This is a genomic window from Ancylobacter polymorphus (assembly GCF_030813495.1).
Taxonomy (GTDB): Bacteria; Pseudomonadota; Alphaproteobacteria; order Rhizobiales; family Xanthobacteraceae; genus Ancylobacter; species Ancylobacter polymorphus.
On record NZ_JAUSUI010000009.1, the window covers coordinates 153684 to 169786 of the forward strand.

The following is a 16103-nucleotide window of genomic DNA, read 5'->3' on the forward strand; positions in this document are numbered from 1 at the left end:
AGCGTTCGCGCGCGGCAATCTCGCGCGGCAGCCTCGCGCGGCAGCCTCGCCTTCCGGCCGCGGGACATTCCCGGTCAGCCTGCGGACTGACGGGCAGCTTCCACCAGCGCGAGGGCGGCGACGGCAGCGGTGTCGGCGCGCAAGATGCGCGGGCCGAGCGACAGTACGATGGCGCCGGGATGGGCGGCGAGCAGGCGCCGCTCCTCCTCGGCAAAGCCGCCTTCCGGGCCGATCAGCACCGCGAGCGGGCCGACCACGGCCGCCCGTAGCGGCGCCAGCGGGTCGGCCTGCGGCGCTGCCTCGTCGCAGAAAACCAGCCGCCGGTCCGGCTCCAGCGCGGCGAGCCAGCGCGGCAGCGCCACCGGCTCGACGACCTGCGGCGGGGTAAGGATGCCGCATTGCTCGGCCGCCTCGATGACATTGGCACGCATGCGCTCGGTGTTGACCCGCGTCGCCTGGGTGCGCCGGGTCATGACCGGCACCAGCCGGCCGGCCCCCATCTCCACCGCCTTCTGCACCATGTAGTCCAGCCGGGCATGCTTGAGCGGGGCGAAGACATAGTCGAGATCGGGCGGCGGCGACTGGCGCCGCAGTTGCGCCTCGCAGCGCAGCAGCACCTCGCGCCGTCCGCCGGCCTCGCGTACCGCGCGCCACTCGCCATCGCGGCCATTGAACAGATGCAGGTGCCCGCCCACCTCCAGCCGGATCACATCGGAGACATAATGCGCCCGGTCGCGGTCGAGGCGCACCAGCGCGGCCTCGGCCAGCGGCTCTTCGACAAACAGCCTTTGGGCGCGAAAATCATAGGGCTCAGTGGTCGAATCGTCGTGCGCGCGGGTCATGGGTCGATTTTCGTCCGGAATTTGCAGGAAATATCGCGGGCGCCGCGATGTTGCCCAATCTTTCATGCCTCTGTATCACGCTTGGTCAATGACACGGCACCGATCGACCACCTGATGAGAGATTGGCTTTTGAACACTCACCCGAAGCGCCTGCGGGCACGTAGCATGACCCCGACGCTGGCAGGCGTTCTGCTCGCCGGGATGCTCGGCACGCTCCCGGCGGGGGCGCAGTGGATCGGCGCGCCTGGCGGTTCAGCCGGCGATGCGTCCTCCGGCGCGGTGGTGGTCGCCCCGGTGCCTGTCGCGCCGCAGGCGGACGAGGCGGCGCAGCCGGCGCCCGGCTTCAGTCCGGGCTTCTCCGGCGGTGCTGGCGGTCTGGCTCCCGGCGTCGCCGCTCCCGCGCCGCAGCAGGCCAACCCCAATGCCTCGGAATGCCAGGGGCAGGTCGCCAAGCTGCGTGATGAGGTGGAAAGCCGCGGCGGGGCCCTTGAGGCTGCCGCGAAGAAGAAGGCGTCGCCGTCCGAGCTATGCCCGATGTTCCGCAGCTTCGCGAGCGCGCAGCAGAATTTCTATGCCTACCTGAACACCAACAAGACCAAGTGCGGCGTGCCCGACGAGGTGCTGGCGAAGTTCAAGCAGAATGTCAGCTCGGTGAACACCACCCGCAACAAGATCTGCGAGGTGGCGAAGATCCAGGAAAGCGGCGGCGGCGGCGGCCCCAGCGGCCCACCGCCCCAGGGGGCGATCTCCGCCGGTCTCGGCCTGTCGAGCGGCCTGCCGACGACGGGCGCACCTCCGGGCGGCGTGTTCGACACGCTCGGCGGCGACGCGCTGCGCTGATCCGATGATCCCGGCGGCGCCGTCTCCTGTCGGGCCGGTGCCGGCCGATTCCGCCGGCAATTGGGTGGATCGTTACGCCCCGGCACCGCTCCGCCCCTATCTCCGCCTCGCCCGCGCCGACCGGCCGATCGGCAGCTGGCTGCTGCTCATTCCCTGCTGGTGGTCGCTGGCGCTCGCCCTGCGGGTGCAGGCGGAGGGCAGTGCGCCCGCCTATGGCGCGGCGGTGGGATGGGCGGTGCTGTTCGCCATCGGCGCCGTGGCGATGCGCGGCGCCGGCTGCACCTGGAACGACATTCTCGACCGGGACATCGACGGACGCGTGGAGCGCACGCGCTCGCGCCCGCTACCGGCCGGGCAGGTGACGCTGACCGGCGCGCTGGTCTTTCTCGCGCTTCAGCTGCTCGCGGGGCTCGCCGTCCTTCTCTGCCTGCCGTTTTTCGCCATCGGCGTCGCGCTCTCGTCGCTCGGGCTTGTGGTGGTCTACCCGCTGATGAAGCGGGTGATGTGGATCCCGCAGCTGGTGCTCGGCCTCGCCTTTTCATGGGGCGCGCTGATGGGCTTTGCCGTGCTGCTGGAAGCGCTGCCGGCGCCCGCCTTCCTGCTCTATGCCGGCGCGGTGCTGTGGGTGGTGGGCTATGACACGATCTATGCCCATCAGGACCGCGAGGACGACGCCGTCGTCGGGGTGAAGTCCTCCGCCCTGCTCTTCGGGGCTCACAGCGCTAAATGGCTGGCGGGCCTTTATGGCGCCGCCGTGGTGCTGATCGGCCTCGCATTGGTGAGCGCCGGATCGGGCCCCTGGGCCTGGGGCGGGCTCGGCATTTTCACCGTGCAACTCGCCAATCAGCTGCGCCGGCTGGACATTGACGACCGGGAGCTATGCTTGCGGCTGTTCCGCTCCAACCGCGATTCCGGGCTGATCCTGCTGGTCGGCCTCGTGGTGGACGCGCTGTTCGCCTGAGCCGGGCGCCCGGTGCCGGTTGCCGCGGCGGGGCCGGTGGTGGTAAGCAGCGCAAACTCTTTAACCTATGGTTCCCATGAGCATCCGCCTGCACCGCGGCGACCTTGTCGACCTCGCCCGCTATACGCCCGACAAAGCGCCCTTCGTCGCCATCGACACCGAGACGCTCGGCCTCAACCCGCACCGCGACCGGCTGTGCGTGGTGCAGCTCTCGCCCGGCGACGGAACCGCCGACGTGGTGCAGATACCCGCCGGGGCGGGGCCGGGCAGCGCGCCGAACCTCGAAAAGCTGCTCACCGACCCGCGCAGCGTGAAGCTGTTCCACTTCGCCCGCTTCGATGTGGCCGTGCTCGGCAAGACGTTCGGCCTCACCGTGTCGCCGGTGTGGTGCACCAAGATCGCCTCGCGGCTGACCCGCACCTATACCGACCGGCACGGGCTGAAGGAGCTGGTGCGGGAACTGCTTGGCGTCGACCTGTCCAAGCAGCAGCAGAGTTCGGACTGGGCTGCCGACGAGCTGAGCGATGCCCAGCTGCACTATGCCGCCTCCGACGTGCTGCATCTGCACGCGCTGCAGGTGCGGCTCGCCGCCATGCTGGCGCGCGAGGGACGCGGAGAGCTGGCGCAGGCCTGCTTCGAGTTTCTGCCCACCCGCGCGCAGCTCGACCTCGCGGGATGGCCGGACCAGGACATTTTCGCGCATACGTGAGTGCTTCGCGCCTATGTGAGCGCGCGGCCCGACAATCGCCGGCTTTTCGCGCGAGGGGGAGAGCGTGCAGCCATGCCGGCTTGCGCCTTCGGCCGGAAGCCGCCATCTTGAGCCCCGGCCGGGATGCGGAAGACGGCCGTCAGTCGGGGATGAACCGTCGCGCATGAACAAACATGTCGAACCCCCCGCGGTGCGGGGCGCGAAGACGAGCGAGCCGGTGGTGCGCCGCGGGTCGGTGAATGTCGCCGCGCACGAGGCCCGGCGCGCCAAATTGTTCAAGAACGCCCGGCGCCACAGCCGGCGGGTGCGGTTCCTGCGCGTGGCCCTGCCGCTCGGCGTGATCGCGGCGCTCGGCGTCACTGTGGCGGTCAATTATCTCGATCCCTTTACTCTCGCCGTCGACCTGCCCTTCGATCTCGGCCGGGTGTCGCTGTCGGGCACGCAGGTGAAGATGGAATTTCCCCGCCTGCACGGCTTCACCGCCGATAATCGCGGCTATGACGTGTCCGCCTTTTCCGCCTCGCAGGACCTGACGCAGCCCAACCGCATCACGCTCGACAAGATCGAGGCCAAGCTTGAACTGGCGGACAAGGGCTGGGCCAACCTGACCGCCATCGGCGGCAGCTACGACACCAAGACCGAAAATCTGACGCTCGACGGCGGGGTGATTTTCGACACCTCCTCCGGCTATGGCGGGCGGCTGAAGGAAGCCGAGATCGACGTCAAGGGCGGCACATTGGTGTCGAAGAGCCCGGTGGAGCTGACCTATCTCGACGGCAAGCTGACCGCCGACACGCTGGAAGTGTCGCAGAAGGATTCGCGCGCCCTGCTCGTCGGCAATGTGCAGCTCGACTTCAAGATGCCGGCTCCCGAGAAGCCGGCGACGCAGGCGCCGGCGGCGGCAGCCGCGCCCGACGCCGCCGCGCCCGCGCCTGCGGTCGGCAGCAATCCGTGATCCCGCCCTCATTGAACCTCCGGCGCGGGGCAGGTAGACATGTCGGCATGAGCACGCCCTTCGCTTTCACCCGTTCCGGCCTCGCCGCCCTCGTCCTCGCCGCCGGCCTCGCGGGGGTCTCTTCCGCCGCGCTGGCGCAGGCCAATAATGTGCCGAACGCCCTGCAGGGCTTTGCGTCGAATCGCGACGAGCCGATCCGCATCAACGCCAACAGCCTGGAAGTGCGCGACCAGCAGAAGCAGGCGGTGTTCAGCGGCAATGTCGTGGTGCAGCAGGGCGACACCACCATGCGCTGCAAGGAACTGGTGGTGTTCTATGACGGCAAGGACGCGGCCGGCGGCAAGGACGCGCCGGGCGGCAAGCCGGCGGCGGCGCCTTCCGGCGACGCGCTGGCGGCGGGAAGCCCGATCAACTCCTCGGCGATCCGCCGGCTGGAGATCAACGGCTCGGTGGTGGTGACCACCAAGGAACAGACCGCCACCGGCGACCAGGGCGTGTTCGAGACCAAGGCGAACACCATCACGCTCACCGGCAATCCCGTGGTGCTGACCTCCGGCCCCAATGTCATTCGCGGCAAGAAGCTGACCGTGGATCTCACCACCGGCCTGTCGCGCTTCGACGGCGGACGCATCGAAAGCCTGATCGTGCCCAACAGCATGAAGGGCGCGGACGGCGCGCTGCCGGGTGCCAAGCCGGCCGCGCCGGCGGCGAAGCCGAAACCGGCGCCCTGAGCCTGTCGGCGCCGCCCGATCGGGCGGCGCTTTGCCGTTCCGCGCCGCTGCGGCGGGCGGGTGCGCAGAAGGCGGGTGATCGGCGCATCCTGGGGTGCAAGGGCACCGTTTCCGGCTTTTGCCTCACTCTTTTCCGATTCCGGCCCGCTTCTTGCATCGCGATTTGCCAGCGGCGTCCTGAACGTTTATCACCTTCCGGGTGGTGATTTCACCACGGAGGGTGCGCGTGGGTCTTTTCTCGACCATCGTCGGACGCGGCAAGTCAGCGTCGCAAGGTTCCGGTTCAGCGTCCGCGCCGGGGCGCGGTGTCGACGGCCATAAAGAAGCGGCGCCGGATGCCGATGACATCGAGGCCCGTTTCCAGGCCGATTTCGAGGCGGCACTGGCGGCGGATTTGCGCCCATCGCGCGAAGCGCCCACCTCCGCCCGCGCCAGTGATCCCCGCCGCGCGCCGGCTGTCGCGGCCTCCCGTGCGCCGGAGGCGATCGCCGGCGAGCAGCGTATGCTCAACGCTGTCGGCCTCGCCAAGAGCTATGGCGGCCGGCAGGTGGTGCGCGGGGCGAGCCTGCATGTGCGGCGCGGCGAGGCGGTGGGCCTGCTGGGGCCGAACGGCGCCGGCAAGACCACCATCTTCTACATGATCACCGGGCTGGTGAAGGCCGATGCCGGCCGCATCGAGCTCGACAGCTACGACGTGACCCACCTGCCCATGTACCGGCGCGCCCGCCTCGGCGTCGGCTATCTCCCGCAGGAAGCCTCGATCTTTCGCGGCCTGTCGGTCGAGAATAATATCCGCGCCGTGCTGGAGGTGGTGGAGCCGAACCGCCGCGAGCGTGAGCGCCAGCTCGACGAACTGCTGGAAGAGTTCCGCGTCACCCATGTGCGCAAATCCCCCTCCATCGCCCTTTCCGGCGGCGAGCGGCGGCGCGTGGAAATCGCCCGCGCGCTGGCCTCGCGCCCGACCTTCATGCTGCTCGACGAACCGTTCGCCGGCATCGACCCGATCGCGGTGGGCGACATTCAGGCGCTGGTGCGCCAGCTGACCGAGCGCGGCATCGGCGTGCTGATCACCGATCACAATGTGCGCGAGACGCTGGGCCTCATCGACCGTGCCTACATCATCCATTCCGGCACAGTGCTGATGGAAGGCTCGCCCGAGGAAATCGTGGCGAGCGAGGACGTCCGTCGCCTCTATCTCGGCGAGGAGTTCCGTCTTTAGCATGGACCGGGTCCCTCCCATCGCCCTTGCCGCCGCCCGTGGAGAGTGCGCGCCATGTCGCTAGGTCCGCGTCTCGAGTTTCGTCAGACCCAGTCGCTGGTGATGACGCCGCAGCTCATGCAGGCGATCAAGCTGCTGCAGCTCTCCAATCTCGACCTCGTGGCCTATGTCGAGGCGGAGCTGGAGCGCAACCCGCTGCTGGAACGCCAGGTCGAGCCGGAGGGCGAGCGCGCCGGTGAGGGCGAGGCGGACGCCGGGGCGGTGCGCGAGCGCACCAGCGACGCCGATCTCGATCCCCGGGCCGATCAGGTGCATGAGCGCGAGGAGCGCGTCTCCGACTGGCTGGAGGAGCGGCTGGAGACGAGCCGCAGCGCCATCGAGGATCGGCTCGATACCGGCATGGAGAACGTCTTCCCCGACGATAATGGCCGCGAGCCGGCGGCGCCCATGCCGAGCGGCGAAGGCCCGGCCTATTCAGAATGGACCGGCGCGGGCGGCGGCGGGGCGGATGGCGAGGGCTATAATCTCGAAGCCTTCGTTTCGGCCGAGACCTCGCTCGCCGACCATCTCGAAGCCCAGCTGGTGCTGGCGGTCAGCAGCCCGGTCGAGCGCCTCATCGGCCATAACCTCATCGATCTGATTGACGAGGCCGGCTATCTCACCGCCGACCTCGCCAGCGTAGCCGAGCGGCTCGGCGCGCCGCTCGCGGCGGTGGAGAAGGTGCTGGCGGTGATCCAGGCCTTCGACCCGCCGGGCATTGGCGCGCGATCGCTGGCCGAATGCCTTGCCATCCAGCTGCGCGAGCGCAACCGCTACGATCCCTGCATGGCGGCGCTGCTCGCCCATCTCGAATTGCTGGCCCGGCGCGAATTCAACACGCTGAAGCGGGTCTGCGGCGTCGATGACGAGGACCTTGCCGAGATGGTCGGCGAGATTCGCCGGCTGAACCCCAAGCCCGGCCTCGCCTTCGGTTCCGGCATTCTCCAGCCGGTGGTGCCCGACGTGTTTGTGCGCGGCAGTGCCGACAACTGGCTGGTGGAGCTCAATTCCGAGACCCTGCCACGGGTGCTGGTCAACCAGGCCTATTATTCCCGGGTGCAGAAGATCACCCGCAATGAGCGCGAAAAGGCCTTTCTCTCCGACTGCATGCAGACGGCGACCTGGCTCACCCGCTCGCTCGACCAGCGCGCCCGCACCATTCTCAAGGTGGCGACCGAGATCGTCCGGCAGCAGGATGCGTTCCTCACCCTCGGCGTCCAGCATCTGCGCCCGCTGAACCTGCGCATGGTGGCCGATGCCATCGGCATGCACGAATCCACGGTCTCGCGCGTCACCTCCAACAAATACATGGCGACGCCGCGTGGAATCTTCGAGATGAAGTACTTCTTCTCGTCCTCTATTTCATCTTCCGACGGCGGCGAGGCGCATTCGGCGGAATCGGTGCGCTTCCGCATCAAGCAGATGATCGAGGCGGAGAGCCCGGACGACGTGCTTTCCGACGACACGCTGGTGCAGCGCCTGCGCGAGGCCGGCATCGACATTGCCCGTCGCACGGTGGCAAAATACCGTGAAGCCATGCGTATTCCCTCCTCGGTTCAGCGCCGGCGCGAGAAGCAGGCGGCGGTGGCCGGGGGCTGAGAAGGGCGGTGCCGGGGCGTGCGGGGCGGCTTCACACAAGCTTCACACACGCTGTCCACCGCTTCTCGTTGACACTTTCCTTTCCGGCTCATACCTCTTAGTGGCACCGGCCGGGCATGTTAGGGAGTTCGGGCAGGGCGAGGGGCGGTTTCGCGAACGCTTCCCGACCCGCCCCAGCAGAAGGACGAGTCACGATGCCGCTGCGGGTTTCAGGAAAAAATCTCGACGTAGGCGAGGCTCTCAGGCAGCGCGTTTCCGATCGCGTCGCCGGGGCGATGGACAAGTACTTCGACGGTGGCTGGTCCGGCCATGTCACGGTCGCCCGCGAGGGGTCCGGTTATCGCGCGGATTGCGCGCTGCATCTCGACAGCGGGACAGTGCTGCAGGCCCATGCCGATGCGCAGGACCCCTATGCCAGCGCCGATGCCGCTGTGGAGCGGATCGAGACGCGGCTCCGCCGCTACAAGAGCCGGGTCAAGCGCCGCCTCGCCAATGGCGAGAATGCCGCCGAGCCCGCCGCTTCCGGCGAAACCGTGCCGCTCACCGTGTTCTCCGCCCCCGACCATGAGGACGCCGAGCCGGCGGAAGGCTGGTGCCCGACCGTGGTGGCCGAGGCGACCGCGACGCTGCCCCGTCTCTCGGTGAGCAACGCGGTTCTCGAACTCGACTTCACCGGCGCCACCGCCCTGGTGTTCCGCCATGCCGGTCACGGCCGTATCAACGTCGTCTACCGACGCGGAGACGGGCATGTCGGCTGGGTGGATCCGCCGGCCAGCGCCCAGGCGGAAGACGTCCATTGATCCCCCGACCTCATGGGAAGCGCGCGGCCGCTGCGGCGGTTCGCGCGCTTCGTCTCGCCCCGACCCGGATCGCCACGCCGCGGATCGTTTCATGGCTCTGATCGACATTCTGTCACCGTCCGCGGTGTTTCCGACCCTCAAGGTCGGCAGCAAGAAACAGGCCCTGCAGGAGCTTTCCGCCCATGCGGCGACGCTGCTGAAGCGGGACGAGCGCGAGATTTTCGAAACGCTGAACCAGCGCGAGCGCCTCGGCTCCACCGGAGTCGGCAATGGCATCGCCATCCCGCACGGCAAGCTGGCGAAGATGGACCGGCTGTTCGGCATGTTCGCGCGGCTGGAGCGGCCGATCGACTTCGAATCGCTCGATGGCGAGCCGGTCGACCTCATCTTCCTGCTGCTGGCCCCGGAATCGGCGGGAGCCGATCATCTCAAGGCGCTGGCGCGGGTGGCGCGGCTGCTGCGCGACCCCGAGGTCGCGCGCAAGCTGCGCCAGTGCCGCGACGCGCAGGCGATCCACGCCCTGCTCACCGGCGCACCGGCCGACGCGGTGTGACGCCGCTCCGGCGGCACCCGCGCGGTGTCGGCTGGGGCGGGTGACATCAATGCCCGCCGCCCTAGCTCATCAGGGTCAGACCCCGTTCGTTCAGGAGGCCCGCCATGCCCGAGACTCTTCCCGCCAGCCTCGCCCTTTCCGCCGGCCAGTGCAGGGCCGCGCGCGCCCTTCTGGGCTGGAGCGCCGCGGAACTGGCCGCGAAGGCGCGGGTGACGGCGGAGTGGCTGGAGCGGTTCGAGCGCGGCGGCGAGGCGGTCGACGATTTTGACCCCTCGGAGGCCGAGCGCGTGCTGCGCGCGCTGGAAGAGGGCGGCGTGGAGCTGCTCGCCCCCGGCCAGGCCAGCAGCGGCGGTGGCGCCGGCCTGCGCATCCGCCAGCAGGGCGGCTATATCCCCACCGATCGGCTCAGCTCTGCCAATGATGGCTGAAGAAGCCACGCGTCCTCCCGGACGGCTCTGAAGGCCGTTCCGGGAGCGTTCGCAGCGCGCCGCAGGGACGGCGGGGGCCGTTGCTTTACGGCGTGATCGCGACCTTCAGGACCCCGTCACGCTGATGCGAGAACAGGTCGTAGGCGGCCTCGATGTCGTCCAGCTTGAAGCGATGCGTGACCAGCGGCTTCAGGTCCACCCGGCCGGAGGCGATGACGTCGATCAGCCGGCGCATGCGCTCCTTGCCGCCGGGGCAGAGCGTGGTGACGATCTTGTTGTCACCGAGGCCGGCGGAGAAGGCGCCGAGCGGGATCTTGAGATCGGTGGAATAAACGCCGAGCGAGGAGAGCGTCCCGCCGGGGCGCAGCACTTTCAGCGCGCTTTCGAATGTGTGCTGGGTGCCCAGCGCCTCGATGGCGACATCGACGCCGCGCCCGTCGGTCAGCGCCAGAATCTGCTCAACCACGTCGCCCTGCTTGAAGTCGACCACGTCGCTGCAGCCGAGCTGGCGGGCGATAGCGAGACGCTCCGGCACGGTATCGACGCCGATGATGCGGGTGGCGCCCTTCAGCTTGGCGCCGGCGACGGCGCACAGGCCGATGGGACCGAGCGCGAAGACCGCGACGATGTCACCGATCTGCACCGCGCCGCTTTCCGCGCCGGAGAAGCCGGTGGACATGATGTCCGGGCACATCAGAACTTCTTCGTCGGTCAGCGCCTCCGGCACCGGGGCGAGATTGGCGAGGGCGTCGGGCACCAGCACATATTCCGCCTGGGTGCCGTCAATGGTGTTGCCGAATTTCCAGCCGCCCATGGGCTTGAAGCCGTGCTTCATGCCGGGACCGTCCTGCGAGCCGCAGCCGCACAGGCAGGCATAGGAATGGCCTGAGGGGGTGATGGCGCCGGCAATGACGCGCTGGCCTTCGCTGTAGCCGGTCACGGCCGAGCCGAGCTTCTCGATCACGCCCACCGGCTCATGGCCGATGGTGAGCCCCTTGGCGACGGGATACTCGCCCTTGAGGATGTGCACATCGGTGCCGCAGATGGTGGTGGTGGTGACGCGCACCAGCGCGTCGAGCGGCCCGACATCGGGAATCGGCTTCTCGTCGAGAACGATTCGGCCGGGTTCGACGAAGATGGCGGCTTTCATCTTGGGCATCGCAAACTCCTGCGGTTGACGCGCGCGACACTCGCGCGCCCGACAGGGTGCGGCCATGACAGGGGTCAAAAGCCGGCGATCAAACCCTGCTGGGGCGTTAACGCGTCAACCCGCAGGAAGATGCCTCAGCGCACGCCGCGCTCGGCCATCAGCCGGATCACCGCCGCGCGCAGCTCGCCAATGCCGCTGCCGTCGCGGCTGGAGGTGGGGAAGACGAGCGGGAAGGCGGCCGGGCGCCGGGCGAGACCTGCCTGCGTTTCCTCGACGCGCTGGGCGAGTTCCGCCGGCTTCAGCTGGTCGGCCTTGGTCAGCACGACGGCATAGGAGACGGCCGCCTTGTCGAGCCCGTCCAGCACATCGCGGTCGATCGGCTTTAGCCCATGGCGGGAATCGATCAGCACGAAGACGCGGGCGAGATTGGCGCGCCCGCGCAAGTAAGCGTGGACGGTGGCCGTCCAGGCGTCGACCTTGTCCTTCGGCGCCTTGGCGAAGCCATAGCCGGGCATGTCGACCAGGGTGAGGTCCGGGCCGAGACCGAAGAAGATCAGCTCCTGCGTGCGGCCCGGCGTCACCGAGGTGCGGGCCAGCGCCTTGCGCCCGGTCAGCGCGTTGACGAGGCTCGACTTGCCGACATTGGAGCGGCCGGCCAGCGCGATTTCGATTGTGCGCATGGGCGGCAGGGTGGCGATGGTCGGCGCCGCGGAGAGGAAGGTCCACTCGCCGGCGAAGAGGCGTCGCCCGGCTTCGATCTCGTCGGGCGTGAAGGCCGACGCGGCGGACGTGTCGTCGGCCTGTTCCATGGTGTGTGCGCCTTCCTCAGCCGGCCTTGGGCTTCTTCTTGCGGACGAAGGTGCTCTTCACATTGTCCCACAATTCGATCTTCACGCCGTTCTTGCGCATGATGATCGACTGCTGGATCACCGACAGGGTGTTGTTCCACGCCCAGTAGATGACGAGACCGGAGGCGAAGGAGGCCAGCATGAAGGTGAAGACCAGCGGCATCCAGTCGAAGATCATCTTCTGCGTCGGGTCCGGCGGGGCCGGGTTGAGCTTCATCTGCGCCCACATCGTGCAGCCCATGATGATCGGCCAGATGCCGAGCATGAGGAAGTGGCCGATGACGGGAACCGAGCCCGGATCCCAGGGGATGAGGCCGAACAGGTTGAAGATGGTCGTCGGGTCGGGCGCCGAGAGGTCGCGAATCCAGCCGAAGAACGGCGCGTGCCGCATTTCGATGGTGACGAACAGCACCTTGTAGAGGGCGAAGAAGACGGGGATCTGGATCAGGATCGGAAGGCAGCCCGCGACCGGGTTGATCTTCTCCTTCTTGTAGATCTCCATCATCTCCTGCTGGAGCTTGACACGGTCGTCGCCATAGCGCTCGCGCAGGGCCTGAATCTCCGGCTGCACCGCCTTCATCTTCGCCATCGAGGCATAGCTCTTATTGGCGAGCGGGAAGAAGATGGCCTTGAGCAGCACGGTGACGACGAGGATGGCGACACCGAAATTGCCGACGAAGCGGTAGATCCAGTCGATGACGAGGAACAGCGGCTTGGTGATGAAATAGAACCAGCCCCAGTCGATCAGCAGGTCGAAGCGGTCGATGCTGTACTGCTGCTGATAGCCGTCGACGAGCTGCACCACCTTCGCGCCGGCGAACAGGCGGCCATCGGTGGACGCCTTGGCGCCGGGCGCCACGGTGACGGCATCGCCGAGGAAGTCGGTCTGATAGGTCAGGTCGTTGCCGGACTGCGCGGCGGAGAAGCGCGCCTGCACCTTTTCCTGTGCGCCGGGAATGACGGTGGCGGCCCAGTACTTGTCGGTGATGCCGAGCCAGCCGCCGACGGAGGGGAAGGTCTCGGCCTTCTTCTCGGCGATGTCCTTGTACTTGATCTCGTGCAGGCCGCCTTCCGAGGTCACCCCGATCAGGCCTTCATGCAGGATGTAGTAGCCGAGCGTGTGCGGGGTGCCGTGGCGCGAGACCAGCGCATAGGGATGCAGCGCCACCGGATTGGCGGTCGCGTTGTCAACCTCGTCCAGCACATGGAACATGTAGTTGGCGTCGATGGTCAGCGTGCGGCGGAAGGTGAGGCCGGCGCCATTGTCCCAGGTGAGGACAAGCGGCGTCTCCGGCGTCAGGCGCGCGCCTTCCGGCGCGGTCCACACCGTGTCGGCGGCGGGCACCGCGACGGTGGAGCCGGCTCCCGGCACCCAGCCGAATTCGGCATAGAACGGGTTCGGACCGCCCGAGGGCGAGAGCAGCACGATGATCGGGCTGCTGTTGTCGACGGTCTCGTGATAGCCCTTGAGCGACAGGTCGTCGATCCGGCCGCCCTTCAGCGCCACCGAGCCGATGACGCTCGGCGTCTCGATGGCGACGCGCGGCGAGCGCGCCAGCGCTTCCGCCCGGCTCAGCGCCCGCGGCGGCGTCGCCGCCGGGGCGGGAGCGGCGGTGCCGGGGGCAGGGGCCTGTGAGCCGGCCGCGCCGGGGGCCTGCTGGGCCGCCTGCTGCTGGGCCTGCTGGCGCTGCTGCTCCATCTGCGGCACGCCGGAGAAGAACTGCCAGGCAATGAGCACCGCCATCGACATGACGATGGCGAGGATCATGTTGCGGTTTTCGGACGTCATGGCAGGGGCTCTCCGTCGGCGCGCGGCGGGCGTTGCGCGGCATCGGCGCGCGCAGGCTTGGGCGGGCGCCGGCTTCCTGAGTGAAGGCGGGCGATACCCCGCTCTATGTCGTGGATAAGGGCACTGAACGGCGTGCCGAGCGCGGCGCGCCGGGCAACGATCACATAGTCGAAACCGTCCTGGCCAGCGCGTGGCAAGGCGTCGCGGACCGCCGCGCGCAGGCGGCGGCGGATGCGGTTTCGTTCGACGGCATTGCCGTGCTTCTTGGTAACGGTGAGCCCGATACGGGCCGGCGCCTGGTCGGCGCGATCGCGGCCCTGAAGCAGGAGCGGGCCGGAATTGGCCCGCAGCGCGGACGCTGCGGCCAGGAAGTCCTTGCGCTTGACGAGCCGGTCCATGGTAGGGCGCCGATCCTCAGGCAACAGAGGGGCGCGCCCCAGCCATGTGGGGTCGAAAAGCTCGGTCAGGCCGACAGACGCTTGCGGCCATGGGCCCGGCGCGCATTGATGATCTTGCGGCCGTTGCGGGTCGCCATGCGCGCACGGAAGCCGTGCCGGCGGGCGCGCACGAGCTTGCTCGGTTGATAAGTGCGCTTCACGGTTCTCTCTCCGCTTGTTCGATCTGCCACCCTTCCGCCGGATGTTTCCCTTTCCGGCGCGCCACGGAGCCAGCCGGGGCGAAGAAGCGCAGATGCAGGAGACTTCCAACGGCGGGCAGCCGTGGGTTGGGCGGCTTATAGGGGGCGCTCCGGCCCGAGTCAATGCGCCAATGCCACGGGAGCCCGCCAATCCACGGGCCGCGCGACACGCCCGCTCCAGGCCAGCGGGCGGCGCCGCCTCTGGCAACCGCGCCCCGCGACCTTACATGAATGTGATCGGTTGCGGCAGGGGAGCCGGGGAGGGGGAAGGGATGCGCTTTCCTGATCCGCCGTCGTTTCCGTGCCGTAATCCTTTCGTCCGATGCAGCGCATTCGCGGATCGAACACCGTGATGTGAAGGCGGAAAGAGCACTGTTGGGCATGACGAAGCACTCGCAAGCCGGGACCGATGGCGTCGCCGTGCCCGCCATACCGGCGGGCGATGCCGCGCGGCCGGAAGGCCGGCGCCTCGCGGGCGGGGCGGGAGAGATTCGCGCCGCGGGTGGCCGCGCCTCGTCGGGATCGGATGCGCGCCGCGGCTTTCATCTCGGCCTTTCCGGCAAGCTGCTGGCCTTCACCCTTGCCTTCGTGCTGCTGGCGGAAGTGCTGATTCTGGTGCCGGCGGTCGCGGCTTTCCGGCTCAACTGGCTGTCCGACCGGCTGGCCTCCGCCCGTACGGCCGCGCTGGTGCTCGACGCCGCCCCCGACGGCATGATCTCGCCGCAGCTGACGCAGGAACTGCTGCGCAGCGTCGGCGCCATCACCGTGGCGCTCAAGCGCGACGATACGCGCCGGCTGCTCGCCTCCTCCGACATGCCGCCGGAAGTCGATCACCACGCGGATGTGCGCGATATCGGGCCGGTGCAGGCGGTGCGCGAAGCCTTCGACACGCTGCTGGCGCCGGATGGGCGCATCATCCGCGCCGTCGGCACGCCGCCGCGCGGCGATGGTTTCGTCGAGATCGTCATCAGCGAAACGCCGCTGCGCAAGGCGATGCTGCGCTTTACCGGCAATGTGCTGCTGGTGTCGCTGGTCATCGCCGCCCTCACCGGCGCGCTGGTCTATCTCGGTCTCGCCTGGATGTTCGTGCGGCCGATGCGCCGGCTCACCCAACGCATGGTCGCCTTCCGCCTCAACCCGGCCCTGCCGGTGCTGGAGCGCGACGACGACCGGCGGATGGACGAGATCGGCCAGGCCGAGCGCGAGCTCACCACCATGCAGCGGCAGATCGCCGAGACGCTGCAGCAGAAGAATCATCTCGCCGCGCTTGGCCTTGCCGTGTCGAAGATCAATCACGACCTGCGCAATTTGCTGTCCTCGGTGCAGCTGATTTCCGACCGCCTCGCCGACATACGCGACCCGGCGGTGCAGCGATTCGCCCCCAAGCTGGAAGCGGCGTTGGACCGCGCCATCGCCTATTGCGAGCACACGCTCGCCTATGGCAAGGCGCAGGAACCGCCGCCGGAGCGGCGCATGGTGGCGCTGGGCCCGCTGGTGGCCGAAGTGCGCGATACGCTCGGCCTCGGCGCGGGCGAGGACGGCACCGGCATCGGCTTCGTCGAATCGATCGATCGCGATCTCATGGTCGATGCCGACCCCGACCAGCTGTTCCGGGTGCTGCTCAATCTCTGCCGCAATGCGGTGGAAGCGCTGCGCGGCCGCGCGCCCAACGATGTCGCCCGCGACCAGATTCGCATCACCGGCCGGCGTGAGGGCGCCATCGTCATCATTGAGGTCGCCGATACCGGGCCCGGCGTGCCGGAGCGGGCGCGGGCGCATCTGTTCGAGGCGTTCCAGGGCTCGGTCAGTCGCGGCGGTACCGGGCTCGGCCTCGCCATCGCCGCCGAGCTGATGCAGGCCCATGGCGGCGATCTGCAGCTGGTCCCCGGCACCATCGGCGCTACCTTCCAATTGCGCGTGCCCGACCGTCCGGTCGATCTCGACGCCCATCGGGCGCTGCGCGCCTTCGGCTGAGGCGGGGGGAGCGCGCCCCCACTCTGCGA

The 16103-nt window shown here is 68.7% G+C and carries 17 protein-coding genes; 11 read left to right on the forward strand and 6 right to left on the reverse strand.

Going from position 1 to position 16103, the window contains the following annotated elements; translation table 11 throughout:
- Positions 1-74: 74 nt before the first annotated feature.
- Positions 75-842, reverse strand: coding sequence for a 16S rRNA (uracil(1498)-N(3))-methyltransferase (locus J2S75_RS19135; RefSeq protein ID WP_307022269.1), 768 nt, complete (start codon positions 840-842; stop codon positions 75-77).
- 165 nt (positions 843-1007) lie between these two features.
- On the opposite strand from J2S75_RS19135, the gene J2S75_RS19140 reads away from it, so the two are divergent.
- The 10 genes from J2S75_RS19140 to J2S75_RS19185 all read left to right on the forward strand — a co-directional run bounded on the left by J2S75_RS19140 (position 1008) and on the right by J2S75_RS19185 (position 9676).
- A complete protein-coding gene (locus tag J2S75_RS19140) occupies positions 1008-1682 on the forward strand; it encodes a hypothetical protein (protein WP_307022270.1) in 675 nt (224 codons plus the stop codon).
- Positions 1683-1686: 4 nt separating this feature from the next.
- Complete coding sequence (ubiA, locus tag J2S75_RS19145; protein WP_307022272.1) at positions 1687-2643, forward strand: 4-hydroxybenzoate octaprenyltransferase; 957 nt, start codon at positions 1687-1689, stop codon at positions 2641-2643.
- 76 nt (positions 2644-2719) lie between these two features.
- Positions 2720-3352, forward strand: a complete 633-nt coding sequence (locus J2S75_RS19150; protein ID WP_307022274.1) for a ribonuclease D — start codon at positions 2720-2722, stop codon at positions 3350-3352.
- Between the two features lie 163 nt (positions 3353-3515).
- Positions 3516-4307, forward strand: a complete 792-nt coding sequence (locus tag J2S75_RS19155; protein ID WP_307022276.1) for a hypothetical protein — start codon at positions 3516-3518, stop codon at positions 4305-4307.
- 47 nt (positions 4308-4354) lie between these two features.
- The gene (locus J2S75_RS19160) at positions 4355-5038 is read left to right on the forward strand and encodes an LptA/OstA family protein (RefSeq protein ID WP_307022278.1); all 684 of its coding nucleotides are present in this window, start codon (positions 4355-4357) and stop codon (positions 5036-5038) included.
- Positions 5039-5264: 226 nt separating this feature from the next.
- On the forward strand, positions 5265-6257 hold the full coding sequence (lptB, locus tag J2S75_RS19165; protein ID WP_307022281.1) for an LPS export ABC transporter ATP-binding protein: 993 nt from the start codon (positions 5265-5267) through the stop codon (positions 6255-6257).
- A 54-nt stretch (positions 6258-6311) separates the two neighbouring features.
- Positions 6312-7895, forward strand: coding sequence for an RNA polymerase factor sigma-54 (gene rpoN, locus J2S75_RS19170; RefSeq protein ID WP_307022283.1), 1584 nt, complete (start codon positions 6312-6314; stop codon positions 7893-7895).
- 194 nt (positions 7896-8089) lie between these two features.
- Positions 8090-8695, forward strand: coding sequence for a ribosome hibernation-promoting factor, HPF/YfiA family (gene hpf, locus J2S75_RS19175; RefSeq protein ID WP_307022285.1), 606 nt, complete (start codon positions 8090-8092; stop codon positions 8693-8695).
- 91 nt (positions 8696-8786) lie between these two features.
- Positions 8787-9248: a PTS IIA-like nitrogen regulatory protein PtsN gene (ptsN, locus tag J2S75_RS19180; RefSeq protein ID WP_244378520.1), complete on the forward strand. Its 462-nt coding sequence runs from the start codon at positions 8787-8789 to the stop codon at positions 9246-9248.
- 104 nt (positions 9249-9352) lie between these two features.
- Positions 9353-9676 (forward strand): helix-turn-helix domain-containing protein, encoded by a 324-nt coding sequence (locus tag J2S75_RS19185; protein WP_307022287.1) that lies wholly within the window; start codon positions 9353-9355, stop codon positions 9674-9676.
- 85 nt (positions 9677-9761) lie between these two features.
- Here the strand turns inward: J2S75_RS19185 and J2S75_RS19190 are convergent, their stop codons facing one another.
- The 5 genes from J2S75_RS19190 to rpmH form a co-directional block, all read right to left on the reverse strand.
- Positions 9762-10835 carry an NAD(P)-dependent alcohol dehydrogenase gene (locus tag J2S75_RS19190; protein WP_307022289.1) on the reverse strand — a complete coding sequence of 358 codons (1074 nt, stop codon included), beginning with the start codon at positions 10833-10835 and terminating at the stop codon, positions 9762-9764.
- Between the two features lie 125 nt (positions 10836-10960).
- Positions 10961-11635 carry a ribosome biogenesis GTP-binding protein YihA/YsxC gene (gene yihA, locus J2S75_RS19195; RefSeq protein ID WP_307022291.1) on the reverse strand — a complete coding sequence of 225 codons (675 nt, stop codon included), beginning with the start codon at positions 11633-11635 and terminating at the stop codon, positions 10961-10963.
- Between the two features lie 16 nt (positions 11636-11651).
- Complete coding sequence (gene yidC, locus J2S75_RS19200) at positions 11652-13463, reverse strand: membrane protein insertase YidC (protein WP_307022293.1); 1812 nt, start codon at positions 13461-13463, stop codon at positions 11652-11654.
- On the reverse strand, positions 13460-13861 hold the full coding sequence (gene rnpA, locus J2S75_RS19205; RefSeq protein WP_244378506.1) for a ribonuclease P protein component: 402 nt from the start codon (positions 13859-13861) through the stop codon (positions 13460-13462). Before rnpA ends, yidC begins: the two co-directional genes overlap by 4 nt.
- 65 nt (positions 13862-13926) lie before the next feature.
- Positions 13927-14061 (reverse strand): 50S ribosomal protein L34, encoded by a 135-nt coding sequence (gene rpmH, locus J2S75_RS19210; RefSeq protein ID WP_013165198.1) that lies wholly within the window; start codon positions 14059-14061, stop codon positions 13927-13929.
- Positions 14062-14481: 420 nt separating this feature from the next.
- Here rpmH and J2S75_RS19215 point away from each other — a divergent pair, with 420 nt between their 5' ends.
- A complete protein-coding gene (locus tag J2S75_RS19215) occupies positions 14482-16074 on the forward strand; it encodes a sensor histidine kinase (protein ID WP_307022297.1) in 1593 nt (530 codons plus the stop codon).
- The last annotated feature ends 29 nt before the right edge of the window (positions 16075-16103 follow it).